19 protein-coding genes are annotated in these 20,269 nt (G+C 27.6%); all 19 read left to right on the top strand.

Going from position 1 to position 20,269, the window contains the following annotated elements:
• Window positions 1-31 precede the first annotated feature (31 nt).
• On the top strand, window positions 32-1,228 hold the full coding sequence (locus tag FYJ26_RS00770; protein ID WP_154538834.1) for a phosphoglycerate kinase: 1,197 nt from the start codon (window positions 32-34) through the stop codon (window positions 1,226-1,228).
• A 9-nt stretch (window positions 1,229-1,237) separates the two neighbouring features.
• Entirely contained in the window at window positions 1,238-1,990 is a 753-nt protein-coding gene (gene tpiA, locus FYJ26_RS00765) for a triose-phosphate isomerase (protein ID WP_154538833.1), read from the top strand.
• Between the two features lie 21 nt (window positions 1,991-2,011).
• Window positions 2,012-3,307, top strand: coding sequence for a phosphopyruvate hydratase (gene eno, locus FYJ26_RS00760; RefSeq protein WP_154538832.1), 1,296 nt, complete (start codon window positions 2,012-2,014; stop codon window positions 3,305-3,307).
• A 105-nt stretch (window positions 3,308-3,412) separates the two neighbouring features.
• Window positions 3,413-3,640 carry a preprotein translocase subunit SecG gene (gene secG, locus FYJ26_RS00755; RefSeq protein WP_154538831.1) on the top strand — a complete coding sequence of 76 codons (228 nt, stop codon included), beginning with the start codon at window positions 3,413-3,415 and terminating at the stop codon, window positions 3,638-3,640.
• Between the two features lie 73 nt (window positions 3,641-3,713).
• Window positions 3,714-5,819, top strand: a complete 2,106-nt coding sequence (gene rnr / locus FYJ26_RS00750; protein WP_195837829.1) for a ribonuclease R — start codon at window positions 3,714-3,716, stop codon at window positions 5,817-5,819.
• Window positions 5,820-6,263 (top strand): SsrA-binding protein SmpB, encoded by a 444-nt coding sequence (gene smpB, locus FYJ26_RS10750; RefSeq protein WP_176269307.1) that lies wholly within the window; start codon window positions 5,820-5,822, stop codon window positions 6,261-6,263.
• A 1-nt stretch (window position 6,264) separates the two neighbouring features.
• The gene (locus tag FYJ26_RS00745) at window positions 6,265-6,966 is read left to right on the top strand and encodes an ABC transporter ATP-binding protein (protein ID WP_154538830.1); all 702 of its coding nucleotides are present in this window, start codon (window positions 6,265-6,267) and stop codon (window positions 6,964-6,966) included.
• Window position 6,967: 1 nt separating this feature from the next.
• Window positions 6,968-10,447, top strand: a complete 3,480-nt coding sequence (locus tag FYJ26_RS00740; RefSeq protein WP_154538829.1) for an FtsX-like permease family protein — start codon at window positions 6,968-6,970, stop codon at window positions 10,445-10,447.
• A 53-nt stretch (window positions 10,448-10,500) separates the two neighbouring features.
• The gene (locus tag FYJ26_RS00735; protein WP_154538828.1) at window positions 10,501-11,070 is read left to right on the top strand and encodes a histidine phosphatase family protein; all 570 of its coding nucleotides are present in this window, start codon (window positions 10,501-10,503) and stop codon (window positions 11,068-11,070) included.
• A complete protein-coding gene (locus FYJ26_RS00730) occupies window positions 11,067-12,098 on the top strand; it encodes a metallophosphoesterase family protein (protein ID WP_154538827.1) in 1,032 nt (343 codons plus the stop codon). The genes FYJ26_RS00735 and FYJ26_RS00730 overlap by 4 nt, the downstream gene beginning before the upstream one ends.
• Window positions 12,091-14,001 (top strand): ATP-binding protein, encoded by a 1,911-nt coding sequence (locus FYJ26_RS00725; protein WP_154538826.1) that lies wholly within the window; start codon window positions 12,091-12,093, stop codon window positions 13,999-14,001. Before FYJ26_RS00730 ends, FYJ26_RS00725 begins: the two co-directional genes overlap by 8 nt.
• On the top strand, window positions 13,998-14,690 hold the full coding sequence (locus tag FYJ26_RS00720) for a metallophosphoesterase (protein WP_154538825.1): 693 nt from the start codon (window positions 13,998-14,000) through the stop codon (window positions 14,688-14,690). The genes FYJ26_RS00725 and FYJ26_RS00720 overlap by 4 nt, the downstream gene beginning before the upstream one ends.
• Window positions 14,680-15,213, top strand: coding sequence for a class IV adenylate cyclase (locus FYJ26_RS00715; RefSeq protein WP_154538824.1), 534 nt, complete (start codon window positions 14,680-14,682; stop codon window positions 15,211-15,213). Before FYJ26_RS00720 ends, FYJ26_RS00715 begins: the two co-directional genes overlap by 11 nt.
• Before the next feature lie 60 nt (window positions 15,214-15,273).
• Window positions 15,274-16,203: an aspartate carbamoyltransferase gene (gene pyrB / locus FYJ26_RS00710; protein ID WP_154538823.1), complete on the top strand. Its 930-nt coding sequence runs from the start codon at window positions 15,274-15,276 to the stop codon at window positions 16,201-16,203.
• Entirely contained in the window at window positions 16,196-16,624 is a 429-nt protein-coding gene (locus FYJ26_RS00705) for an aspartate carbamoyltransferase regulatory subunit (protein WP_154538822.1), read from the top strand. Before pyrB ends, FYJ26_RS00705 begins: the two co-directional genes overlap by 8 nt.
• Window positions 16,624-17,820: a dihydroorotase gene (locus FYJ26_RS00700; protein WP_154538821.1), complete on the top strand. Its 1,197-nt coding sequence runs from the start codon at window positions 16,624-16,626 to the stop codon at window positions 17,818-17,820. Before FYJ26_RS00705 ends, FYJ26_RS00700 begins: the two co-directional genes overlap by 1 nt.
• On the top strand, window positions 17,795-18,661 hold the full coding sequence (pyrF, locus tag FYJ26_RS00695) for an orotidine-5'-phosphate decarboxylase (protein WP_154538820.1): 867 nt from the start codon (window positions 17,795-17,797) through the stop codon (window positions 18,659-18,661). Before FYJ26_RS00700 ends, pyrF begins: the two co-directional genes overlap by 26 nt.
• On the top strand, window positions 18,648-19,364 hold the full coding sequence (locus FYJ26_RS00690) for a dihydroorotate dehydrogenase electron transfer subunit (RefSeq protein ID WP_154538819.1): 717 nt from the start codon (window positions 18,648-18,650) through the stop codon (window positions 19,362-19,364). The genes pyrF and FYJ26_RS00690 overlap by 14 nt, the downstream gene beginning before the upstream one ends.
• The gene (locus tag FYJ26_RS00685) at window positions 19,364-20,263 is read left to right on the top strand and encodes a dihydroorotate dehydrogenase (RefSeq protein ID WP_154538818.1); all 900 of its coding nucleotides are present in this window, start codon (window positions 19,364-19,366) and stop codon (window positions 20,261-20,263) included. Before FYJ26_RS00690 ends, FYJ26_RS00685 begins: the two co-directional genes overlap by 1 nt.
• The last annotated feature ends 6 nt before the right edge of the window (window positions 20,264-20,269 follow it).

Here is a 20,269-nt window from a genome sequence, read left to right as displayed (position 1 = left end):
ATATAGTCTCGCCTTTTTTTAGAGGTGAATAATGAATAAAAAAACAGTAAAAGATTTAAATGTATCTGGAAAAAAGGTGTTAGTTAGAGTTGACTTTAATGTTCCTTTATCAAAGGAAGAAAAGGGAGTTATAGCTGATGATGCTAGAATAAGAGCGGCTCTACCTACTATTGATTACCTATCAGAAAATGGTGCAAAGGTAATATTAATTAGTCATTTAGGAAGACCAAAGGGAGAAGCTAATCCAGAATTTACTTTAAAACCAGTAGCAGATTGGCTTAAGAATAAGTATGGAGAAAAGTTTCATTTTATACCATCACCTAGGGTAATTGATCAAAATGTAAAAGATAAGGTAAATGAATTAAAAGATGGTGAGATTGCTCTCTTAGAAAATACAAGATTTAGACCAGAAGAAACCAAAAATGGTGAAGAATTTGCAAAAGAACTTTCTGAAATTTCTAATTTATATGTAAATGATGCTTTTGGTACAAGTCATAGAGCTCATGCATCCAATGTCGGAGTTGCAAGTATACTTCCATCTGCAGTTGGACTATTAATTGAAAAAGAAATAGATGTTATGGGTAAGGCTCTTGAAACACCAGAACATCCTTTTGTTTCAATTTTAGGTGGAGCAAAAGTATCAGATAAAATTGGTGTTATAGAAAATCTTATAACAAAAGTAGATACAATTCTAATTGGAGGAGGAATGGCTTATACTTTCCTTAAAGCACAAGGAAAAGAGATTGGTAAGTCATTACTTGAAGAAGATAAGATGGATTTATCTCTTGAGCTAATCAAAAAAGCTAAGAATAAAGGAGTTGAAATACTTCTACCTATAGATGTAGTTATTGCTGATGAAATAAAATCAGGTGTTGAGACTGCAATAGTTGATATTGATAATATTCCAGAAGATAAGGAAGCTTTGGATATAGGTCCAAAAACAATAGAACTTTTTGCAAGTAAAATTAAAGATGCAAAAACAGTTGTTTGGAATGGACCAATGGGAGTTTTTGAAATAAAAGAGTTCTCAAATGGTACAAATGAAGTTGCTAAAGCTTTAGCTGACTCAGATGCTGTGACTATAGTAGGTGGTGGAGATAGTGCCCTTGCTATTGAGAAAGCTGGATTTAAGGATAAAATAACACATGTATCAACTGGTGGTGGAGCAAGTCTTGAATTCTTGGAAGGAAAGACTCTACCAGGTATTGCTTGTATTGATGAAAAATAAGGAGTAGATATGCGTACACCTGTAATAATAGGAAATTGGAAAATGAATTTAGCTCCTAGTGAAGCAAAAGCTTTGTTAAGAGAGCTTAGAGAATTAGACCTTGATCAAAGTGTTGAAAAGGGAGTTTGTGTACCAGCTATAGATTTATTAATAGCTGAAGATATTTTAAAAGACAGTGATATTAAGTTTGGTGCTCAAAATATGTACTTTGAAGAAAGTGGTGCTTATACTGGAGAAATTTCTCCAACTATGCTTAATGATATTAAAGCAGATTATGTTATATTAGGTCATTCCGAAAGAAGAGAGTACTTTAAGGAAGATGATGAATTAATTAATAAAAAAGTCTTATCAGCACTTGAGCATGATATAATTCCAATTCTTTGTGTAGGTGAAACTTTAGAAGAAAGAGAATCTAATAAAGAAGAAGAAAAAGTAAGAAATCAATTAGAAAAAGATTTAAAAGATGTTAAAGATTCTGATATAGAAAAGGTAATTATTGCCTATGAACCAATTTGGGCTATAGGAACTGGAAAAACTGCATCATCAGATGATGCTGACTGTATGTGTAAGTTTATTAGAGACTATATAAAAAAGGTCTATGGTGAAGATTATAGCGAAAAAATTAGGATTCAATATGGTGGATCTATGAAGCCTAAAAATGTCAAAGAACTTTTAGCTAAAGAAAATATAGACGGTGGACTTATAGGTGGAGCAAGCCTTAAAGCAAGTGACTTTGAGCAATTAATAAATTATAAAAAATAATAAATAATAAGGAGAAATATAATGAGTGTAATTTCAAGTGTATATGCAAGACAAATTCTTGATTCAAGAGGAAATCCAACAGTAGAAGTTGAAGTTGTTACAGAAGATGGTGGATTTGGTAGAGCAAGTGTTCCATCTGGAGCATCAACTGGTGAATGGGAAGCTGTTGAGCTTAGAGATGGTGACAAAGATTACTATCTTGGAAAATCTGTCCTTCAAGCAGTTAAAAATGTAAATGAGATAATTGCTGAAGAATTAGAATTCACATATGATGTATCAGATCAAGTTGGTATTGATAAAGCAATGATTGAACTTGATGGAACTGAAAATAAGGGTAAACTAGGTGCTAACGCAATCCTTGGCGTATCTCTTGCAGTAGCTAAGGCTGCAGCTGATGAACTTGGCGTTCCTTTATATAACTATCTTGGGGGAACAAATGCTAAACTTCTTCCAACACCAATGATGAATATCCTAAATGGTGGAGAGCACGCAGATAATTCTGTTGATATTCAAGAGTTTATGATTTTCCCACTAGGTGCAGAAAGTTTCTCACACGCTCTTCAAATGGGTACAGAAGTATTTCATAGTCTTAAAAATGTACTATCATCAAAAGGATATAATACATCAGTAGGAGATGAGGGTGGATTTGCTCCAAATCTTAAATCAAATGAGGAAGCTTTAGAAATTATATGTGAAGCTATTAAGGCTGCAGGATATGAACCAGGAAAAGATGTTTATATAGCTATGGACTGTGCATCTAGTGAATTCTATAATAAAGAAGATGGTAAATATCACCTTAATGGAGAGGGAACAGTTAAAACTGAAGATGAAATGATTGATTGGTTAGAAGAATTAGTTGGCAAATATCCAATTATCTCAATTGAAGATGGTCTTGATGAAAATGACTGGGAAGGTTGGAAAAAACTTACTGATAGACTTGGAAATAAGGTTCAATTAGTAGGAGATGACTTATTTGTAACAAACACTAAAAAACTTGAAAAAGGAATTAAAGAAGGTGTTGCAAATTCAATTCTTATAAAAGTTAATCAAATAGGTTCTCTAACAGAAACTCTAAATGCTATTGAAATGGCTAAAGAAGCTGGCTATACAGCAATAGTATCACATAGATCTGGTGAAACAGAAGATACAACAATATCAGATTTAGTAGTTGCTGTGAATGCAGGTCAAATTAAAACTGGTGCACCTTCAAGAACTGACAGGGTTGCTAAATACAATCAATTATTAAGGATTGAAGATGAACTATTTGATACAGCACAATTTAAAGGTTTAAAGGCGTTTTACAATATCAATAAATAGTTAAAAAATATAGATAGAGGGGTAAATATATACAAAACCCCTCTTTTTATTGATATATATAATAATTTATGTTATCATTATATAGTATGAAAATGGAGGTGTCTTATGACAACAGTATTATCAATCTTATTGATGATTGCTTCTCTTGTACTAGTTATTGCTGTAACTCTGCAAGAACCAAAAACTGATGGACTTGGAACATTAGCTGGACAAGAAACTAATGTGTTTGGTAGAAGCGCACATAGATCAAAGAATGAAATGTTAGATAAAGTTGTAATAGCTGCAGGTATTGTATTATTTGTATTGAGTATAGTACTTTTAGCAATAAACTAAGGGGTTGAGTATAACTATAATTTGCCAAGCAAGTTAATAGGCTATACTAGCCTCTTTTTTAATAGGAGTAAAAATGAATTTCAAGGATTTAATTTTAAATATAGTAAATGGTGAAAATTATAGACCTATGACAATGAAACATATGTTAAAGTTTCTAGATTGTGATAAGTATATAAGAAAAGATGTAGTAAAAGAAATTCAAAAATTACATAATGAAGGAGAACTCAATATTACAAAAAAGGGAAAGATTATGCCTTTAAGCAAGGAAGATAAGGCACTTATAGGTATAATTTCTACAGCTCAGGGCGGCTATGGATTCTTTATATCTGATGATGAAGACTTTGATGATGTTTTTATTTCTAATGCTAATCTTAATAAAGCTATAAATGGTGACAGAGTTAAAATAAAAATCTTAAAAGAAAAAGAATATGGAAAGAATGCTGAAGGTGTAGTTGTTGATATCTTAGAAAGAAAACAAAATAAGATAGTTGGACTTTATCAAAAAAATAAGAAATTTGGATTTGTTATAGCTGATGATAAGAGTATATTTGATGATATTTATATAGATAATGAAGACTCAAAAAACGCAAAAAATAATGATAAGGTAGTAGTAAAGATATTAAGATACCCTGAACATGGTAATCCAGAAGGAAAAATTACTGAAGTATTAGGCAACAAAGATGATGCAAATATAGATGTATTGTCTATAGTAAGAAGCCATGGGATAAAAGATAATTTTTCAAAAAAGGCAAAAAGTGAATGTTTATACATAAAAAAGGAAATTACTGATAAAGATATAGAAGATAGGATGGATTTTAGAAAGCTTTTTACGGTAACTATAGATGGTAGAGATTCTAAGGACTTTGATGATGCAATCTCAATTGAAATAGATAAAGATGATTATATACTCTATGTTCATATAGCTGATGTAAGTCACTATGTTAAAGAATCTACTGCAATTGATAAGGATGCTTATGAAAGAGGTAATTCAACTTATTTATTTAATATAGTTATACCAATGCTTCCTGAGGTTTTATCAAATGGTATATGTTCACTTAACCCAAATGAAGATAGGCTTGCTGTAAGTATTAAAATGAGAATCGACAAGAATGGAAATGTTATAGAAAATGATTTTTATAAATCTGTAATAAAATCAGACTATAGACTTATTTATGATGATGTAAATGCTCTCTTAGATGAAAATGATCAATCAGTTTATAATGATAAATTAACTATTGAAAAATTAAACTTGTTTAAAAAACTATATAAAATATTAAAGGATAAAAGAAGCAAAAGAGGATCAATTGATTTTAACTTTACAGAAAGTCAAATTGATGTGTCAGAAGATGGAGAAGTTTTAAATATATCTCGTTATGAAAGAGGTACTGGAAATAAGATGATTGAAGAGTTTATGATTGCTTCTAATGAAACTGTAGCAAGTTTATTTGCTTATATGGACTTTCCATCAATTTATAGAATTCATGAAAAACCAAAAGAAGAAAAAGTAGAGTCATTTAATAAAATTTTAAATACTCTTGGGCACAATATTAAGGGAAATAGCCTCCACTCAAAAGATTTCCAAGAAATCTTAAAAGAAGTAAAGGGTGAAGATGATGAAGGCTTAATAAATATTTTGATGTTAAGAACCATGCAAAAAGCCAAATATACAAATTATAGGGATATTCATTTTGGACTTGCAACAAAATTTTACACCCATTTTACATCACCTATTAGAAGATATCCAGATTTAATAGTCCATAGACTTATAAAACTTTATATAGAAAATAAACTTACAAAGCTTAACCAATCTAAATTAAGTAAGGATTTAGGTAAGAAGGCTGAACATTTATCAATTACTGAAAGAAATAGTGAAGAATGTGAAAGAGATGTAGAAGACTTAAACAAATGTAAGTATATGAAAAAATATATTGGGAAGGAATTTGAAGGTATAATTTCATCAATTACAGATTTTGGAATATTTATAGAGCTTGAAAATACTGTTGAGGGTTTATTTATGTATAAATTTTCCGAAGATAGATTCGAGTATATTGAAGATATGATGTATACTGTAAATACTGATAATAATAAAAGATATAAGATTGGAGATAGAGTAAGGATTTGTGTTATTAATGTAGATATTGAAAAAAGAAATATAGATTTTGATTTATTGGAGGAATAAGTGAAAGTAATTGCTAATAATAAAAAAGCAAAACATGATTATTTTTTAGAGGAAAAATATGAGGCAGGAATTGAACTTAAGGGAAATGAAGTAAAGAGTATTAAGGAAGGAAAAGTATCAATAAAAGAATCCCATGTAGGTGAGTATAAAGGTGAGATGTATATATACAATATGAATGTAACTCCTTATAAACAATCTTATGATAAAAATATAGACCCTATTAGGACAAGAAAACTTTTACTTCATAAAAAAGAAATTAATAAGTTAATAGGTAAGGTATCACAAGCAGGCTATACTATTGTTATAACAAAGATTTATTTAAAAGATGGTCTTATAAAAGCGGAAGTGGCTTTAGCAAAAGGGAAAAAGGTATTTGATAAGAGAGAAACTATTAAGAGAAAAGATGCAGATAGAAAAATTGAAAGAGCGTTAAAAAATTATTGATATGGCCTATATAGAATTAAAAAATGTGTATAAATATTTTAATGTAGCTGGAAATAAGATAATTGCAAATGATAATATTAACTTATCCATAGACAAAGGTCAGCTTGTAATAATAGTTGGAGCAAGTGGTGCAGGTAAAACAACCCTTTTAAACCTTATAGGAGGAATGGATAAGTTAAGTGAAGGGGAAATTATAGTTGATGATAAAAACTTATCGGATATGAATGAAAAAGAGCTTACAAAATATAGAAGAGATGATGTTGGGTTTGTTTTTCAATTTTATAATCTTATACCAAATCTTACAAGTATAGAAAATGTAGAACTTGCATCAGAGATTGCAAAAGATAATATGGATGCTTATAAAGCTCTTGATGAGGTGGGACTTTCAAATAGAAAAGACTCTTTTCCTTCTCAGCTTTCTGGAGGAGAACAACAAAGAGTTGCTATTGCAAGGGCTATTGCTAAAAGCCCTAAACTTTTACTTTGTGATGAGCCTACAGGAGCTCTTGATTATAGAACAGGTAAGTCTATACTAAAATTATTACAAGATACAGCCAAGAATCTAAATACTACTGTAATTATAATAACACACAATACAGCTATAAAAGATATTGCTGATAAGGTATTTGAACTTAAAGATGGTAAAATAGTAAATGAGTATGAAAATAAAAATCCTGAAAATGTAGAAAATATTGAGTGGTAAAATGAGAAAAAGTAATTATTATAAAAGTATATTTAGGGATATGAAAAATACCAAGGGTAAGATTTTTTCTATCTTTATAATGATAATGCTTGCCTCAATGATTGTAGTAGCTTTATTTCTAACAGGACCTACTATGAGAAACACCTTAAATAATACTTTAAAAAATGCTAATCATCCAGATATGATTATAAGCTCAACTTATGGACTTAAAGATGAAGATAAAGTAATTATAGAAAAAGACAAGGGTATTGAGAATGTATCCTACCAAAAAGGAACAGACCTATATTATAAAGACTTACTATTAAGTATAGATTCTAAAGATGAAATTTTCCCAAAATATAATATAAAAAAAGGTAGGGACTTAAAAAACAATAATGAAATAATCATTGATGAAGTATTGAAAGATGAGTTTAAAATTGGAGATACTATAGAATTTGATGAATCTTTAAATAAAAATATTGATGATAAATTAAAAAATAAAAAATTTAAAATAGTGGGCTTTGCCAATTCGACAGAAAATCTCATGAATGATATACGAGATTATTCAATTGAAGGCAAAAAAATGGTAGATGGCTTTGCTATAATATCTTATGATAATTTTAAAACAGATGATATAAAAAAAGCAAATATACTATATAAAGATACCAAAAATCTTCATAAATTTGATGAAACTTACATATCATATGTTGACAAAAAGAAGAAAGATTTAGAAGATGACTTTAAGTATAGGCCAAGTGAAGTTTTAAAAAAACTTAAAGATGAAAGTAATAAAAAATTAGATGAGAACGAAAAAGAATTAGATGATGCGAAAAAAAAGCTTGGTGATGAGCAAGAGAAACTCTACAATGCTAATGAAAAATTACTTAATGGTATAAATAAATACTATGCCAATGAAAAAGAATTTCAAAATAAAATTACTGAATCTGAAGAAAAGCTTAAATTATCAAAGGCTAAAATTGACAATGGATATATTAAGCTCGATAAGGCAAAGAAGCAATATGAGAGTGGTTTAAATGAATATAATACTAAATTTAGTAATGCAGAAAAAAGACTTAAAGATTTAGAGCTTGAAATTAATAAGGCTTACAAAATAATTAATGACAGTAGTAAGGAAATTGAAGAAGATAAAAATAAAATTGAAAGCTCTTTTAAATCCCAAAAGGATAAATTAGTTGAACTTAATAACAATAAAAGTAAACTTGAACTTGAAATTTCAAAAATCAATGAAAGTAAAAAATCTATAGAAGAAAATATTAAAATTATTGAAAAAAAAATAGAAAATTTAGATGATAGTGAAGAGAATAAAGAAGAGATTGATAAGTTAAGTAAATCCAGAGAAGATCTCTCAAATAAGTTTAATGAATTAGATTCGAAAAATAAAGAGCTTATAGAAAAAAAAGAAGAAATAGATTTGTCTTTTAAGGAATTTAAAAATAAGTATGATTTAGCCTATAATGAAGCTATGGCTCCAATTTTAGAAAAAGAAGATGTACTTAATAAGAAAAAAAATAATTTAGGTAAAAAAAATACTATCTTACAAGAATCTATTAGAAAAATAAATATAGAGAAAGATAGTGCAAGAAATAAGTTAAATGAATCTAAATCCATGATAGCTTCTAATGAAGCAAGTTTAAATGAAGCTTTAAATCTTTATAATTTATCTTACGAAAGGTTTAAAAATGAAAAAGAAAATGGAAGATTTAAACTTGATAAAGCATATGAAGAACTTTTAGAAAATCAAAGAAAATTAGAAGAAACCAATAAAAAATTTTTCGAAGAAAAAGATAAATCATTAAAGAAAATTAACGATGGTTATGATGAAATTGAGGATGCTAGAGAAAATCTTGTAAGACTTCCAGATCCAAAATATAGTATAGGGAATATATTATCAAATAAAGCTATTGACACTTACTATAAGAATTCTAAGAACATGGATGAACTTTCTAAAGTATTTCCAACATTTTTCTATTTTATAGCTCTTTTAGTATCATTGACTACAATAAAAAGATATATTGAAGAACAAAGAATTCAAAATGGTACTTTGAAATCTCTAGGATATGCTAATAAGGATATCGCAAATAAATTTTATATATATGCACTTTCACCTACTATATTGGGATCAATAATAGGGGTTATTTTAGGAAAGTATCTAATAAGTAAGATTATATTTAAGGCTTATTCATCAGGATTTGATATATTTGAGATGGATTTTCCTAATAGTTTTTTACTTGTTGTTACAACTATTATCCTTTCTATAATTCTTATAACGCTTACTGTATTTTTTACATCAAACAGTGAGGTAAAAGAACAAACTGCAGACTTACTAAGGCCAAAACCACCAAGGGGTGGATCAAGGATATTTCTAGAAAAAATTGACTTTTTATGGAAAAGATTGTCTTTTATGACAAAAATTACTTTTAGAAATTTATTTAGATATAAGTCACGTATGCTGATGACAATTTTTGGTATTGGAGGATGTACTGCCTTGTTATTTTTTGGATTTGCAATGACAGACTCTATAAAAGATACATCAAATATCCAAAGACAAGAAATTAGCAAATATGATTATATAAATATATTTGATAATAGAGCTGATGTGAAAGATAAAAATGAATATGAAGATATAATAAATGATGAGATGACAAAAAGAATCTATTATAAGAGTGTAGAAATTGATCTTAAAGATGATATCAAAGCTAATTTAATAGTCTTTGAAAATCAAGATAGGCTTAATGAATTTATTGATATAAGAAATAAATCCAAAAATCCTATTAAGTTAGGTGAAGATTCTTTGGTAGTAACTACAAATCTTTATAATAAACTTAATGAAAAAGACGAGCTTAAGTTTTTAGACAAAAAAGTTAAAATTAAAGATGTGGCAGAAAATTATATAGATGATTATATCTATATGTCAAAAGAAGCTTATGAAAATAATTTTAATGATAAATTAGAATTTAATGCTGATATAATAAATACAGAAAATAAAGGTTTGAAAGATAAAATATTAAAAAATAAAGCTAGTCTATCACTAATTGAACCTAATAAATCATATGAAACAATTGATTCATTGATGGCAAATCTTAACTTGGTTATAGGAATAATCACTCTGGTTTCTGCAATATTGGCCATAGTTGTTTTATATAATCTTACCAATATAAATGTTAGTGAAAGAAAAAAGGAACTAGCAACAACAAAAGTTTTAGGATTTTTCCCAAGAGAGACGACAGCTTATATATATAGAGAAACTTGTATTTTAACAATTTTAGGAATAATGTTAGGCTATATGTTAGGATATATTATGCTAAAGTATGTACTTTTAGTTGTAGCACCTGATGGTATATATTTATCAGCAAAAACACATCCACTATCTTATATAATATCAGCTATAGTAACCTTATTTATTTCATTTATTATAATGATAATCGTCCATTTAAGATTGAAAAGGATAAATATGGCTGAAGCTATGAAGGCAGGAGAATAAAGCAGTTTAGTCTGCTTTATTTTATTGTGATATAATAGAAAAAGGTGATTAGTATGAAGATAATATTTTTAAGACATGGTCTTACTGAATCAAATAAGAGTAAGAGATTTTCTACAGCAGATACGAAAATATCTAAAGATGCTTATAAAGATCTTGATAAAAGTAAGTTTAATTTAAGAGATTATAATGTAGATAAGGTATACACATCCAAGCTATTGAGAAGCAAAGAAACTGCAGAATATTTAGGCTTTAATGAGTATACAGAAGATAAAAGATTAAATGAAATGGATTTTGGTGACTTTAAGGGAAAAAGGATTTCTGACACTTTAATAGAATACGAAAACTTTTATAAGGAAAGGAAATTAAATCCATATGATATAAGATATCCTGGTGGAGAGAGCGTAAAAGATCTTATAAAAAGGCTTGATGATTTTATTGAAGATAAAAAAACATCTCATAATACAATACTTTGTGTAAGTCATGGTATAGCAATAAGGGCAGCTATTTTTACAATATTGAATGATTTATCAAATTTTGAAAATTTTTGGATTGATAATGGCTCATTAACTATTATTAATATTGAAAATAACAAAAAAATTCTAGAGTGTGTAAATAAGATATGAAATTTATTAATTTATCAGATGTACATCTATCAGATAGTTTTGATTTTGAAAGCTCATATTCTAATATAATTAGAAGAAGTAAATGGGATAGTTTTAAGGACATATTAGAAAGTAATAAGGATGTAGATTTTGCCCTTATTTCTGGGGATCTTTATGAGCGAGATTATTTTATGTCTAAAGATTATGACAGATTGTTTAGGATAATAGAAAATTTTGGTAAAAATATTTATTATGTTACAGGAAATCATGACTATATAGATAGAAAAAATGATTTTTTCTTTGAAAATAAACCTCAAAACTTATATATATTTGGGAGTGAAAGAATTGAGTTTTATGAATATAAAAATGTAAGGATATATGGAATATCTTATGATGATAGGATATTTTCAAAAAGATTTAATTATAGTATAAATCTAAATAAGAATTATTATAATATAGGTATATTTCATGGCGAAATTACTAATATTAACTCAACTTATTTAAGTCTTGATTTAGAAAGACTTAAAAAAATAGGATTCAACTATGTAGGGTTAGGTCACATTCACAAAAAAACAAACTTTAATAATAATATTTACTACGTAGGAAGTATAGAGCCTCAATCTTTTAAGGACAAAGGAAAATTTGGATATATTAAGTATGATAATGGAGATTTTTTCTTTAAAGAATCTTCTAAGCTTGAATTTTTAGAATTAAATGAAGATCTATCAGACTATAGAAATATGGACCATATGATAGATTCTATAAGAGATATGTTTAAAGGGGATTATGTTTTTTTGAGATTAAAACTTGATAATTATGATTTATTTGATATTAATGAAAAAAAATTAAGAAAAGAACTTGATTTAATTTATATTGAACTTGTTTACAAAAAATCATTATCATATTATAATGATTTAATTAAAAAATATCCAAATACAATATTGCAGGATTTCTATGATTCTTTGTTAAGTCTTGATGAAGATGAAAAAGTAAAAGAAAGAGCATTAGAAATAGGTATAGATGCAATACTTAGGAGTAGAGATGTCTAATTTATATATAAAAGAAATCAACTTATTATCTTTTGGACATTTTCAAAATAAAAATATAAAATTCAATGAAGGATTTAACCTAATTTATGGAGAAAATGAAAGTGGTAAATCTACAATTCTTGACTTTATAGAGGGTGTTTTTTATGGATTTGACCAAGGTAAAAATAAGATTAATTTTTCATATAAAAGAGAAAAATACAGACCAATTGGTTCTTTTAAATATATGGGTTCATTAATTCTTTCGAAAAATAATAAGGATTATAGAGTAGATAGAAATTTTGATGATGGAAGCTATAAGATATATGATTTAAAAGAAAATATAGAGATAGAAAATAAAAAATCAAGACTAAATTATCCGGGTGAGTATTTCTTAAATATTAGTTATAGTATTTATCGAAATATAATAAATAATCAACAATTACAAGATATTGATCAAGATTCTAAAAAAAAGATTATAGATTTTTTAAAAAATCCATCATCGGATTTAGAATTTTCATCCCTAAAAGCAAAAGAAAATATAGAGGACAGAATTAATAAGCTCGGAAGTAAAAGAGCTTATACAAAACCCTATGCAAAAAATCTTAAACTTTTAGAAAATAAAAATGATGCGCTTAGACGTATAAATAAGTTAAATGACCAATATTATAATGATTTATTAAAATTAAAAAATCAAAGGCATAAAATTATACAATTTTTAGAAAAAATCAAAGAATTAAAAAATGAAAGAGATCAGTATAGGAAAGCAAAAGCTAATAGTAATTACTTAGAAGAGAAAGCAAGAAAAGAATCTTTAAATATTATTGAGAGAAAACTTAAAGATTACAGTGAGTTTTATGATATTGATAGGATTTATTTTGAAAAGTTGGATGAACTCTTAGATGAAAGTAAAGACTTTTATAAGAATAATAAAAGTCGTGATATTAAATTTCTTTATTTTATTATAATTTTAATGATTACAATTTTTATTATCTTAAAAAGAGCTTATATTATATTAGCCTTTATTATACCAATAATTTATTTTTTATATAAAAAGGTTAAAAATGATTATAAAAAAAGAAATAATCTAATTAATTTAAATATTAGAATAAATAATGAATTATTAAAAGTTGGGGCCAAAAACAAATATCAATACGAAAAAAAGAAAGAAAAATTTATAGAGTATGAAAAATTAAAAATTGAAAAAGAAAAGATAATAGAGATTCTTAATATTCTTGATAAGCAAGAGAAATATGATAAAGAAATAGATATTAACTATAAAAAAAATATAGATATTTTAAAAATTGATAAAGAAATTGAAGAAAATGAAAATGAGCTTAATAAACTTAGGGATTTAAATTTAAAACTTGAAAAGAAATTAGCACTTGTTGAAGATGAATTAGGAAAGAAAAATGATCTTATTGAAGATATAAAAGCTATTAAGAGAAAGCTTGATGAAATAGAACTCGAATTAAGAGCATCCAATTTAGCGATAAAACTTATAGAATCTAATAAAGATAAGTTAGGGAAAAATAAAATAAAGCTTGAAAATAAGATTTCAAAGTTAATAGCTGATATATCTAATTGTAAGTATAAAGATTTATCCTATGATGATAAACTAAATCCATTAATAAGGACAAAAAATAATGAATTTATTGATCTAAATAAATTATCAGTAGGTTTTTTTGATCAGATTAATTTCGCTTTAAGACTAAGTCTTACTGAAAATTTATATAATAATATGTTTTTGATTTTCGATGATGCTTTTATTAATTATGATAGTTTTAGACTTAGAATGGCCTTGTTACATTTATTAGATATTTCTAATAACTTTCAAATTATTTACTTTTCATGTCATAAAAGAGAAGAGGATATACTTAAAGCAGAGGGAATTGATATAGATATAAAATACATGGAGAAAATATGATTTATGCACTAGCAGATTTACATCTTGATTACACGGAAGAGAAGTCTATGGAAATTTTTGGCGAAGCTTGGGATGGATATCAAGAAAAAATATTTAAAAATTGGCAAAATATTATAAATGATGAGGATTCAGTTTTGATAGCTGGAGATATTTCCTGGGCTATGACAGAAAAAAATGCTTATAATGATCTTAAGAGAATAGATAATTTGAAGGGAAAAAAAATCCTTCTTAAAGGAAATCACGATTATTGGCGGCAGTCATTAAAAAAGTTAAATGATTTAAATCTTAGAAGTATAAGTTTTTTACAAAATAATTCTTTTGAAGTCGAAGGATATGATATATGTGGAACAAGAGGTTGGATTAGTAGAGATTTTAAAGACTTTGATGAACATGACGAAAAAATTTTTAAAAGAGAACTTCAGAGATTAAGGAATTCATTAGAATATAATAAGAAAGGAAATAAGAAAATTGTAATGCTTCATTACCCACCATTAAATTCAGACAAATCTTTAAATGAATTTTTTAGAATTTGTAAGGGTTATAAGGTAGAATCAATAGTGTATGGACATCTTCATGGACCAGGACATAAACAAATTGTTGAAGGAATATTTGATGGCATTAAGCTTAAATGTATTTCTGGAGATTATGTAGATTTTAAAGCAGAGAGGATAAGTTTAAATGGATCGTGAATTAGAATTAAAAATTTTAAATATTGACTTGAATGAAATGGAAAAGAAGTTGATTTCTAAAGGAGCTAAAAAACTAGGTGTTGAGATACAAAAAAATCATACTTTTTCACCACAGAATAGGAGTGAATTTCCAAATGGATATCTTAGAATTAGGGAAAAAACTATTGATGGGAAAAGATTAGATACAGAGTTGACCTTTAAGGAATCTGTAGATTCAAAAGATGATGTTAGAGTTAATAACGAATATACTACAAATATCACCTCTACTTCAAACATGATAAAGATTCTTGAAGAAATTGGACTTGTGGAAAGATATGTAGGTGAGAAAAAAAGAGTTTCTTATGAATATAAAGAACAAAGATTTGACCTTGATACATGGTCAAAGGATGTATATCCAGACCCTTATATGGAAATTGAGTTTACAAATGTTAATTTGATTGAAGAAATTTTAGATGAATTTGATATTGATAGAGATAATGTTACAAGTGAGTCTATAAATGAGCTTATACAAAAATTAAAGTAATTTATTGACTTAGCAAGACACTTTTGATATAATTAAAAAAACTTAAAAAGGAGTGTCTAAATGCTAAAAATTAAAAATTTACTAAGTGCAGAAGATTTGTATAAAGATGATTTACTTGAAGTAATTGACTTAGCAGAAGACATAGTAAAGAGTCCTAGTGATTTTTCAGATTATTGTAATGGAAAACTATTAGGGACTCTTTTTTTTGAGCCTTCTACTAGGACTAGACTTTCTTTTGAATCAGCAATGTTAAGGTTGGGTGGTTCTGTTGTAGGATTTTCAAATGCAGCATCTTCTAGCCAAAGTAAGGGTGAAAGTTTACAAGATACAATTAAGACAGTTAGTCAATATGCGGATATAATTGCCATGCGCCATCCCCAAGAGGGAGCTGCAAAACTTGCAAGTGAAGTAAGTGATTGTCCAATTATTAATGCGGGAGATGGCGGACATCAACATCCTACTCAAACTTTGACTGATATTTTAACTATAAAAACTTACAAAAATAAGTTAGAAGGACTTAGGATAGGTCTATGTGGAGACTTAAAATATGGCAGGACAGTCCATTCATTATTAAAGGTACTAACCATGTTTGATAATAATGAATATGTCCTAATTTCTCCAGAAGAGTTAAAACTTCCAAACTATATTAAAAAATCAGTTTTTGAAAAACATAATATAGAATTTGAGGAAAGAAGGTCTTTAGATGATTCTATAAATGATTTAGATATCTTATATATGACTAGAATCCAAAAAGAAAGATTTTTCTCAGATAATCAATATACTAGACTCAAGGATTCTTATGTTTTAAATAAGGAAAAACTTAAAGATGTCAAGAAAGATTTGGCTATACTTCATCCACTTCCAAGAGTTAATGAAATTGATACTGATGTAGATAATGATCCTAGAGCCCTTTATTTTAAACAAGTTAAATGTGGTATGTATGCAAGAATGGCACTTATTATTAAATTATTGGAGGGAAGAGATGCTTGAGATTACTTCACTAAAAGATGGAATAGTTATAGATCATATTAAAAGTGGTTTAGGAATTAAAATATTTAACCTTTTAAGTTTAGATGAATTATCAGAAGAAGTTGCACTTATTTTAAATGCAAAATCATCATCCCAAGGCAGAAAAGATATAGTTAAAATTGCAGGAAATCTTGATATTAACTTAGATGCAGTAGCAATTATCGACCCAAATGCTACAATAAACTTTATTAAAAATGAAGAAGTTGTAGAAAAGAAAACATTGGATTTACCTAAAGAAACTAGGGGAATATTAAAATGTCAAAATCCAACTTGCATAACAACAAGTGAAAGAAATATTGAAAGTAAATTTATCCTTATAGATAGGAAGGAAAAGATGTATAAATGTGCTTATTGTGACCATATTTATGATGTGGAGGAATAATGAGACAAGTATTTAAAAACCTTGTTGGGATTGATGATGTAAATATATCTAGAAAGAATATTTTTGTTGAAAATGGATTTATTACAGATGAATTTGACTTAGATGATGATGTAGAAATTATAGATTGTGAAGGTCTGATTTTAGTTCCTTCATTTATAGATATGCACACTCATTTTAGAGACCCAGGATTTATCTATAAAGAAGATTTAGAATCTGGCTCTAAGACGGCTCTTAAAGGTGGATATACTACGGTAAATCTCATGCCTAACACAAATCCAATTGTATCAAGCAAAGATGTTTATGATGATATAATGAAAAGAGGAAGAGATTTAAATCTTATTGATATATTTCAAGTTTATTCAATAACTAAAGATTTTGAAACAGATGATTTATCACATCTTAAAGACCTACCTGAAGATTTACTATTTCTTTCAAACGATGGAAAGGGTGTGGATGATGATTTTGCTATGTATAAAGCTATAAAAATAGCTAAAGAGAATAAACTTAAATTCACTTTACATGAAGAATGTAAAGAAATATCTAAATATGATTATGAAATAGCAGAAGATTTGATGACTATAAGAGATGCATACCTTTCTTATAAAATGGATGTACCAATTCATTTTTCTCATGTATCTACTAAGGGAGCTATTGAAGCTATTGCATATTTTAAAGATAAAGGTGCAAATATTACTTGTGAAGTTACACCTCATCATATTTATTTTACAAATAGGGTTGATTTAAAAGTTAATCCTCCTATTAGAAAAGATAAGGATAAAGAAGCTTTACTTTCTATGATAAAAAGAGGATATGTAGACTGTATAGCAACCGACCATGCTCCTCATACTAAAAAAGAAAAAAATGAAGGAAAACCTGGTTTTATAGGACTTGAAACTGCTTTTTCAACTTCTTATGAGGTTTTGGTTTTATCTGGTCTAATATCTTTAAATGACTTAATTAGGATGATGAGCACAAATCCAGCTAAGCTTCTTGAGATTAAAAAAGGAAAACTAAAAAAAGGATACTTGGCTGATTTTACCATTATTGACTTAGATAAAGAATATATATATGAAGAAGAAGATATTTTATCAAAATCAAAAAATTCTTTATTTATAGGTAAGACACTAAAGGGACAGATTAAAAAAGTTTACAAAAAAGGAGTACTAAAATATGACCTTGATGGAAAGATTATATAATAAAGTAAGTCAAAATGGCTTTGTTTGTGTAGGTTTAGATACATCTATAGACTATATACCAAAAACTCACAAAGAAAATAAGTCTATTGATCAAGCTCTATTTGATTTTAATAGGGAAATAATAGATAGTACAAAAGATGTCTGTGCTATATATAAGATTCAAATTGCTTATTATGAATCATATGGATTATTGGGAATGAAAGCCTATAGCAAAACTCTATCCTATATTAGAAAAAATAATCTTTTAAGCATAGCAGATGTAAAAAGGTCTGATATTGCTCAGAGTGCAAAACAATATGCAAAAGCTCATTTTTCTGGAGATTTTGAAGCAGACTTTATCACTCTTAATCCATATATGGGAATGGATTCGATTTCACCTTATTTAGATTTTATTGAAAAAAAAGATAAAGGTGTTTTTGTACTTTTAAGAACTTCAAATCCTGGAGCAAGTGATTTTGAGTGTTTAAAGCTTAAAGATAATAGTGAATTTTTTTATACAGTAGGTGACAAGCTTAAAGAGTTGAATAATAAATTATTAGATAAAACAGGCTATGGCCCAATAGGATTGGTCGTTGGTGCAACACACAAAGATGAGGTGGAGAAAATTAGAAAAAGATATGATAATATGTTTTTCTTAATACCTGGTTTTGGTGCTCAGATGGCAGAGTCTATGAATGTATATAAACTTCTCAACAATCTTAATGGAGGAGTAGTAAATTCATCTAGGGCTATCCTAAAAAATTATCTCAATTTTGATGATGGTGAAGATAAAATTGGTTATTATGCAAGGCTTAAGTGTATAGAAACAAGAAAGGAAATTGAGAATAATGGAAGGCTATAGAAAAGCAGATGTGGTTTTTAATAAAAAAATTAGTGATAATATCTATTTTTGTAAGTTAAAAACCAAAATTAATGCAAAGCCTGGTCAATTTTTTATGCTTAGAACAGATAGCTTTAGAGAATCTCCACTATTATCAAGACCTTTTGGTGTGTGTGATCAAGATGAAGAAACTATGTCATTTTTATATCAAGTTAAGGGTGTAGGTACAAATATAATAAAAGACTTAAAAAAGGGATCAGAAGTAAGTATTCTTGGTCCTCTTGGAAATGGATTTAAGATAAGAGAAGGTAGAAAATCAGCAATAGTTGCTGGTGGTATAGGGATAGCTCCTTTATTATTTTTGGCAAAAATGCTTGATAAAAAGGCTGATTTTTATGTTGGATTTTCTGATTTTGAGTATTTTACAGATTATTTTAAAGACTATGTGAATAATACAACTGTAACTATAGATAAAATAGATAAAATATTTATTACAGATAAAATAAATACTAATGATTACGATGTAATCTATGCTTGTGGACCAAATCCAATGCTAGAGACACTATCTAAGAAAAATACTACTACTGAAATCCAAATATCTATGGAAGCACACATGGCTTGTGGAATAGGAGCATGTCTTGGTTGCACTATTGAAAATATCAATGGAGATTTTATTAGAGTATGTAAAGACGGACCGGTTTTTGATTCAAAGGAGATATTTTAATGACTTTAAAAGTAAATATCTGTGGAATAGAATTTAACAATCCTGTAATAGCGGCAAGTGGTACTTTTGGTTTTGGCAAAGAATTTGCAAATTATATAGATATAAATAAGCTTGGTGGAATATCTTCAAAAGGTCTAACCCTACATAAAAATTTAGGTAATAAGGGGGTTAGAATTTATGAAACACAATCTGGAATTATGAATTCAATTGGACTTCAAAATCCAGGCATAGATTATTTCATTAAAGAAGAACTTCCTTTCTTAGAAAGTAAAAATCCAGTAATTATTGCAAATTTAGGTGGACATAGTATTGATGAGTATGTAAAAGGTGCAATATTACTAGATGATACATCTATCCCTATAATTGAGTTAAATATTTCTTGCCCTAACGTTAAAGAAGGTGGAATGGCCTTTGGTACTGATCCTAATAAGGCTTGTGAAGTTATAGAAGAAGTAAGAAAAGTCACTAAAAAAGTTTTAATGGTAAAATTGTCTCCAAATGTAGGAAGCATAAGTGAGTTTGTAAAAATTGCAGAGAATTCAGGTGCTGATTGTATATCCTTAGTAAATACTTTTAATGCTTTAGCAATAGATGTTGATAAGAAAAAGGCGATTTTTGAAAATAAGACTGCTGGTTTATCTGGACCTTGTATAAAACCAATAGCATTAAGAATGGTATATGAGGCAAGTATGGCTACAAAGCTACCTATAATTGGAATGGGTGGTATAAGAAATTATAGAGACTGCCTTGAGTTCATTATGGCAGGAGCAACGGCAGTCCAAGTTGGGACTAGTAACTTTGTTGATTTTAATACAATGATAAATATTATTGATGATTTAAAATCATATATAGATAGAGAAAATATAAAATCTTTAGATGAAATAAGAAATATTATATAGGAGATA

It is taken from the genome of Anaerococcus porci (assembly GCF_009696575.1).
Taxonomy (GTDB): Bacteria; Bacillota; Clostridia; order Tissierellales; family Peptoniphilaceae; genus Anaerococcus; species Anaerococcus porci.
This window is presented reverse-complemented; position numbering and strand designations above follow the sequence as displayed.

Bases quoted from the DNA above. Each gene is read 5' to 3' on its own strand.
- FYJ26_RS00770 (WP_154538834.1), top strand. From the start codon at position 32: ATGAATAAAAAAACAGTAAAAGATTTAAATGTATCTGGAAAAAAGGTG.
- tpiA (WP_154538833.1), top strand. From the start codon at position 1,238: ATGCGTACACCTGTAATAATAGGAAATTGGAAAATGAATTTAGCTCCT.
- eno (WP_154538832.1), top strand. From the start codon at position 2,012: ATGAGTGTAATTTCAAGTGTATATGCAAGACAAATTCTTGATTCAAGA.
- secG (WP_154538831.1), top strand. From the start codon at position 3,413: ATGACAACAGTATTATCAATCTTATTGATGATTGCTTCTCTTGTACTA.
- rnr (WP_195837829.1), top strand. From the start codon at position 3,714: ATGAATTTCAAGGATTTAATTTTAAATATAGTAAATGGTGAAAATTAT.
- FYJ26_RS00745 (WP_154538830.1), top strand. From the start codon at position 6,265: ATGGCCTATATAGAATTAAAAAATGTGTATAAATATTTTAATGTAGCT.
- FYJ26_RS00740 (WP_154538829.1), top strand. From the start codon at position 6,968: ATGAGAAAAAGTAATTATTATAAAAGTATATTTAGGGATATGAAAAAT.
- FYJ26_RS00735 (WP_154538828.1), top strand. From the start codon at position 10,501: ATGAAGATAATATTTTTAAGACATGGTCTTACTGAATCAAATAAGAGT.
- FYJ26_RS00730 (WP_154538827.1), top strand. From the start codon at position 11,067: ATGAAATTTATTAATTTATCAGATGTACATCTATCAGATAGTTTTGAT.
- FYJ26_RS00725 (WP_154538826.1), top strand. From the start codon at position 12,091: ATGTCTAATTTATATATAAAAGAAATCAACTTATTATCTTTTGGACAT.
- FYJ26_RS00720 (WP_154538825.1), top strand. From the start codon at position 13,998: ATGATTTATGCACTAGCAGATTTACATCTTGATTACACGGAAGAGAAG.
- FYJ26_RS00715 (WP_154538824.1), top strand. From the start codon at position 14,680: ATGGATCGTGAATTAGAATTAAAAATTTTAAATATTGACTTGAATGAA.
- pyrB (WP_154538823.1), top strand. From the start codon at position 15,274: ATGCTAAAAATTAAAAATTTACTAAGTGCAGAAGATTTGTATAAAGAT.
- FYJ26_RS00705 (WP_154538822.1), top strand. From the start codon at position 16,196: ATGCTTGAGATTACTTCACTAAAAGATGGAATAGTTATAGATCATATT.
- FYJ26_RS00700 (WP_154538821.1), top strand. From the start codon at position 16,624: ATGAGACAAGTATTTAAAAACCTTGTTGGGATTGATGATGTAAATATA.
- pyrF (WP_154538820.1), top strand. From the start codon at position 17,795: ATGACCTTGATGGAAAGATTATATAATAAAGTAAGTCAAAATGGCTTT.
- FYJ26_RS00690 (WP_154538819.1), top strand. From the start codon at position 18,648: ATGGAAGGCTATAGAAAAGCAGATGTGGTTTTTAATAAAAAAATTAGT.
- FYJ26_RS00685 (WP_154538818.1), top strand. From the start codon at position 19,364: ATGACTTTAAAAGTAAATATCTGTGGAATAGAATTTAACAATCCTGTA.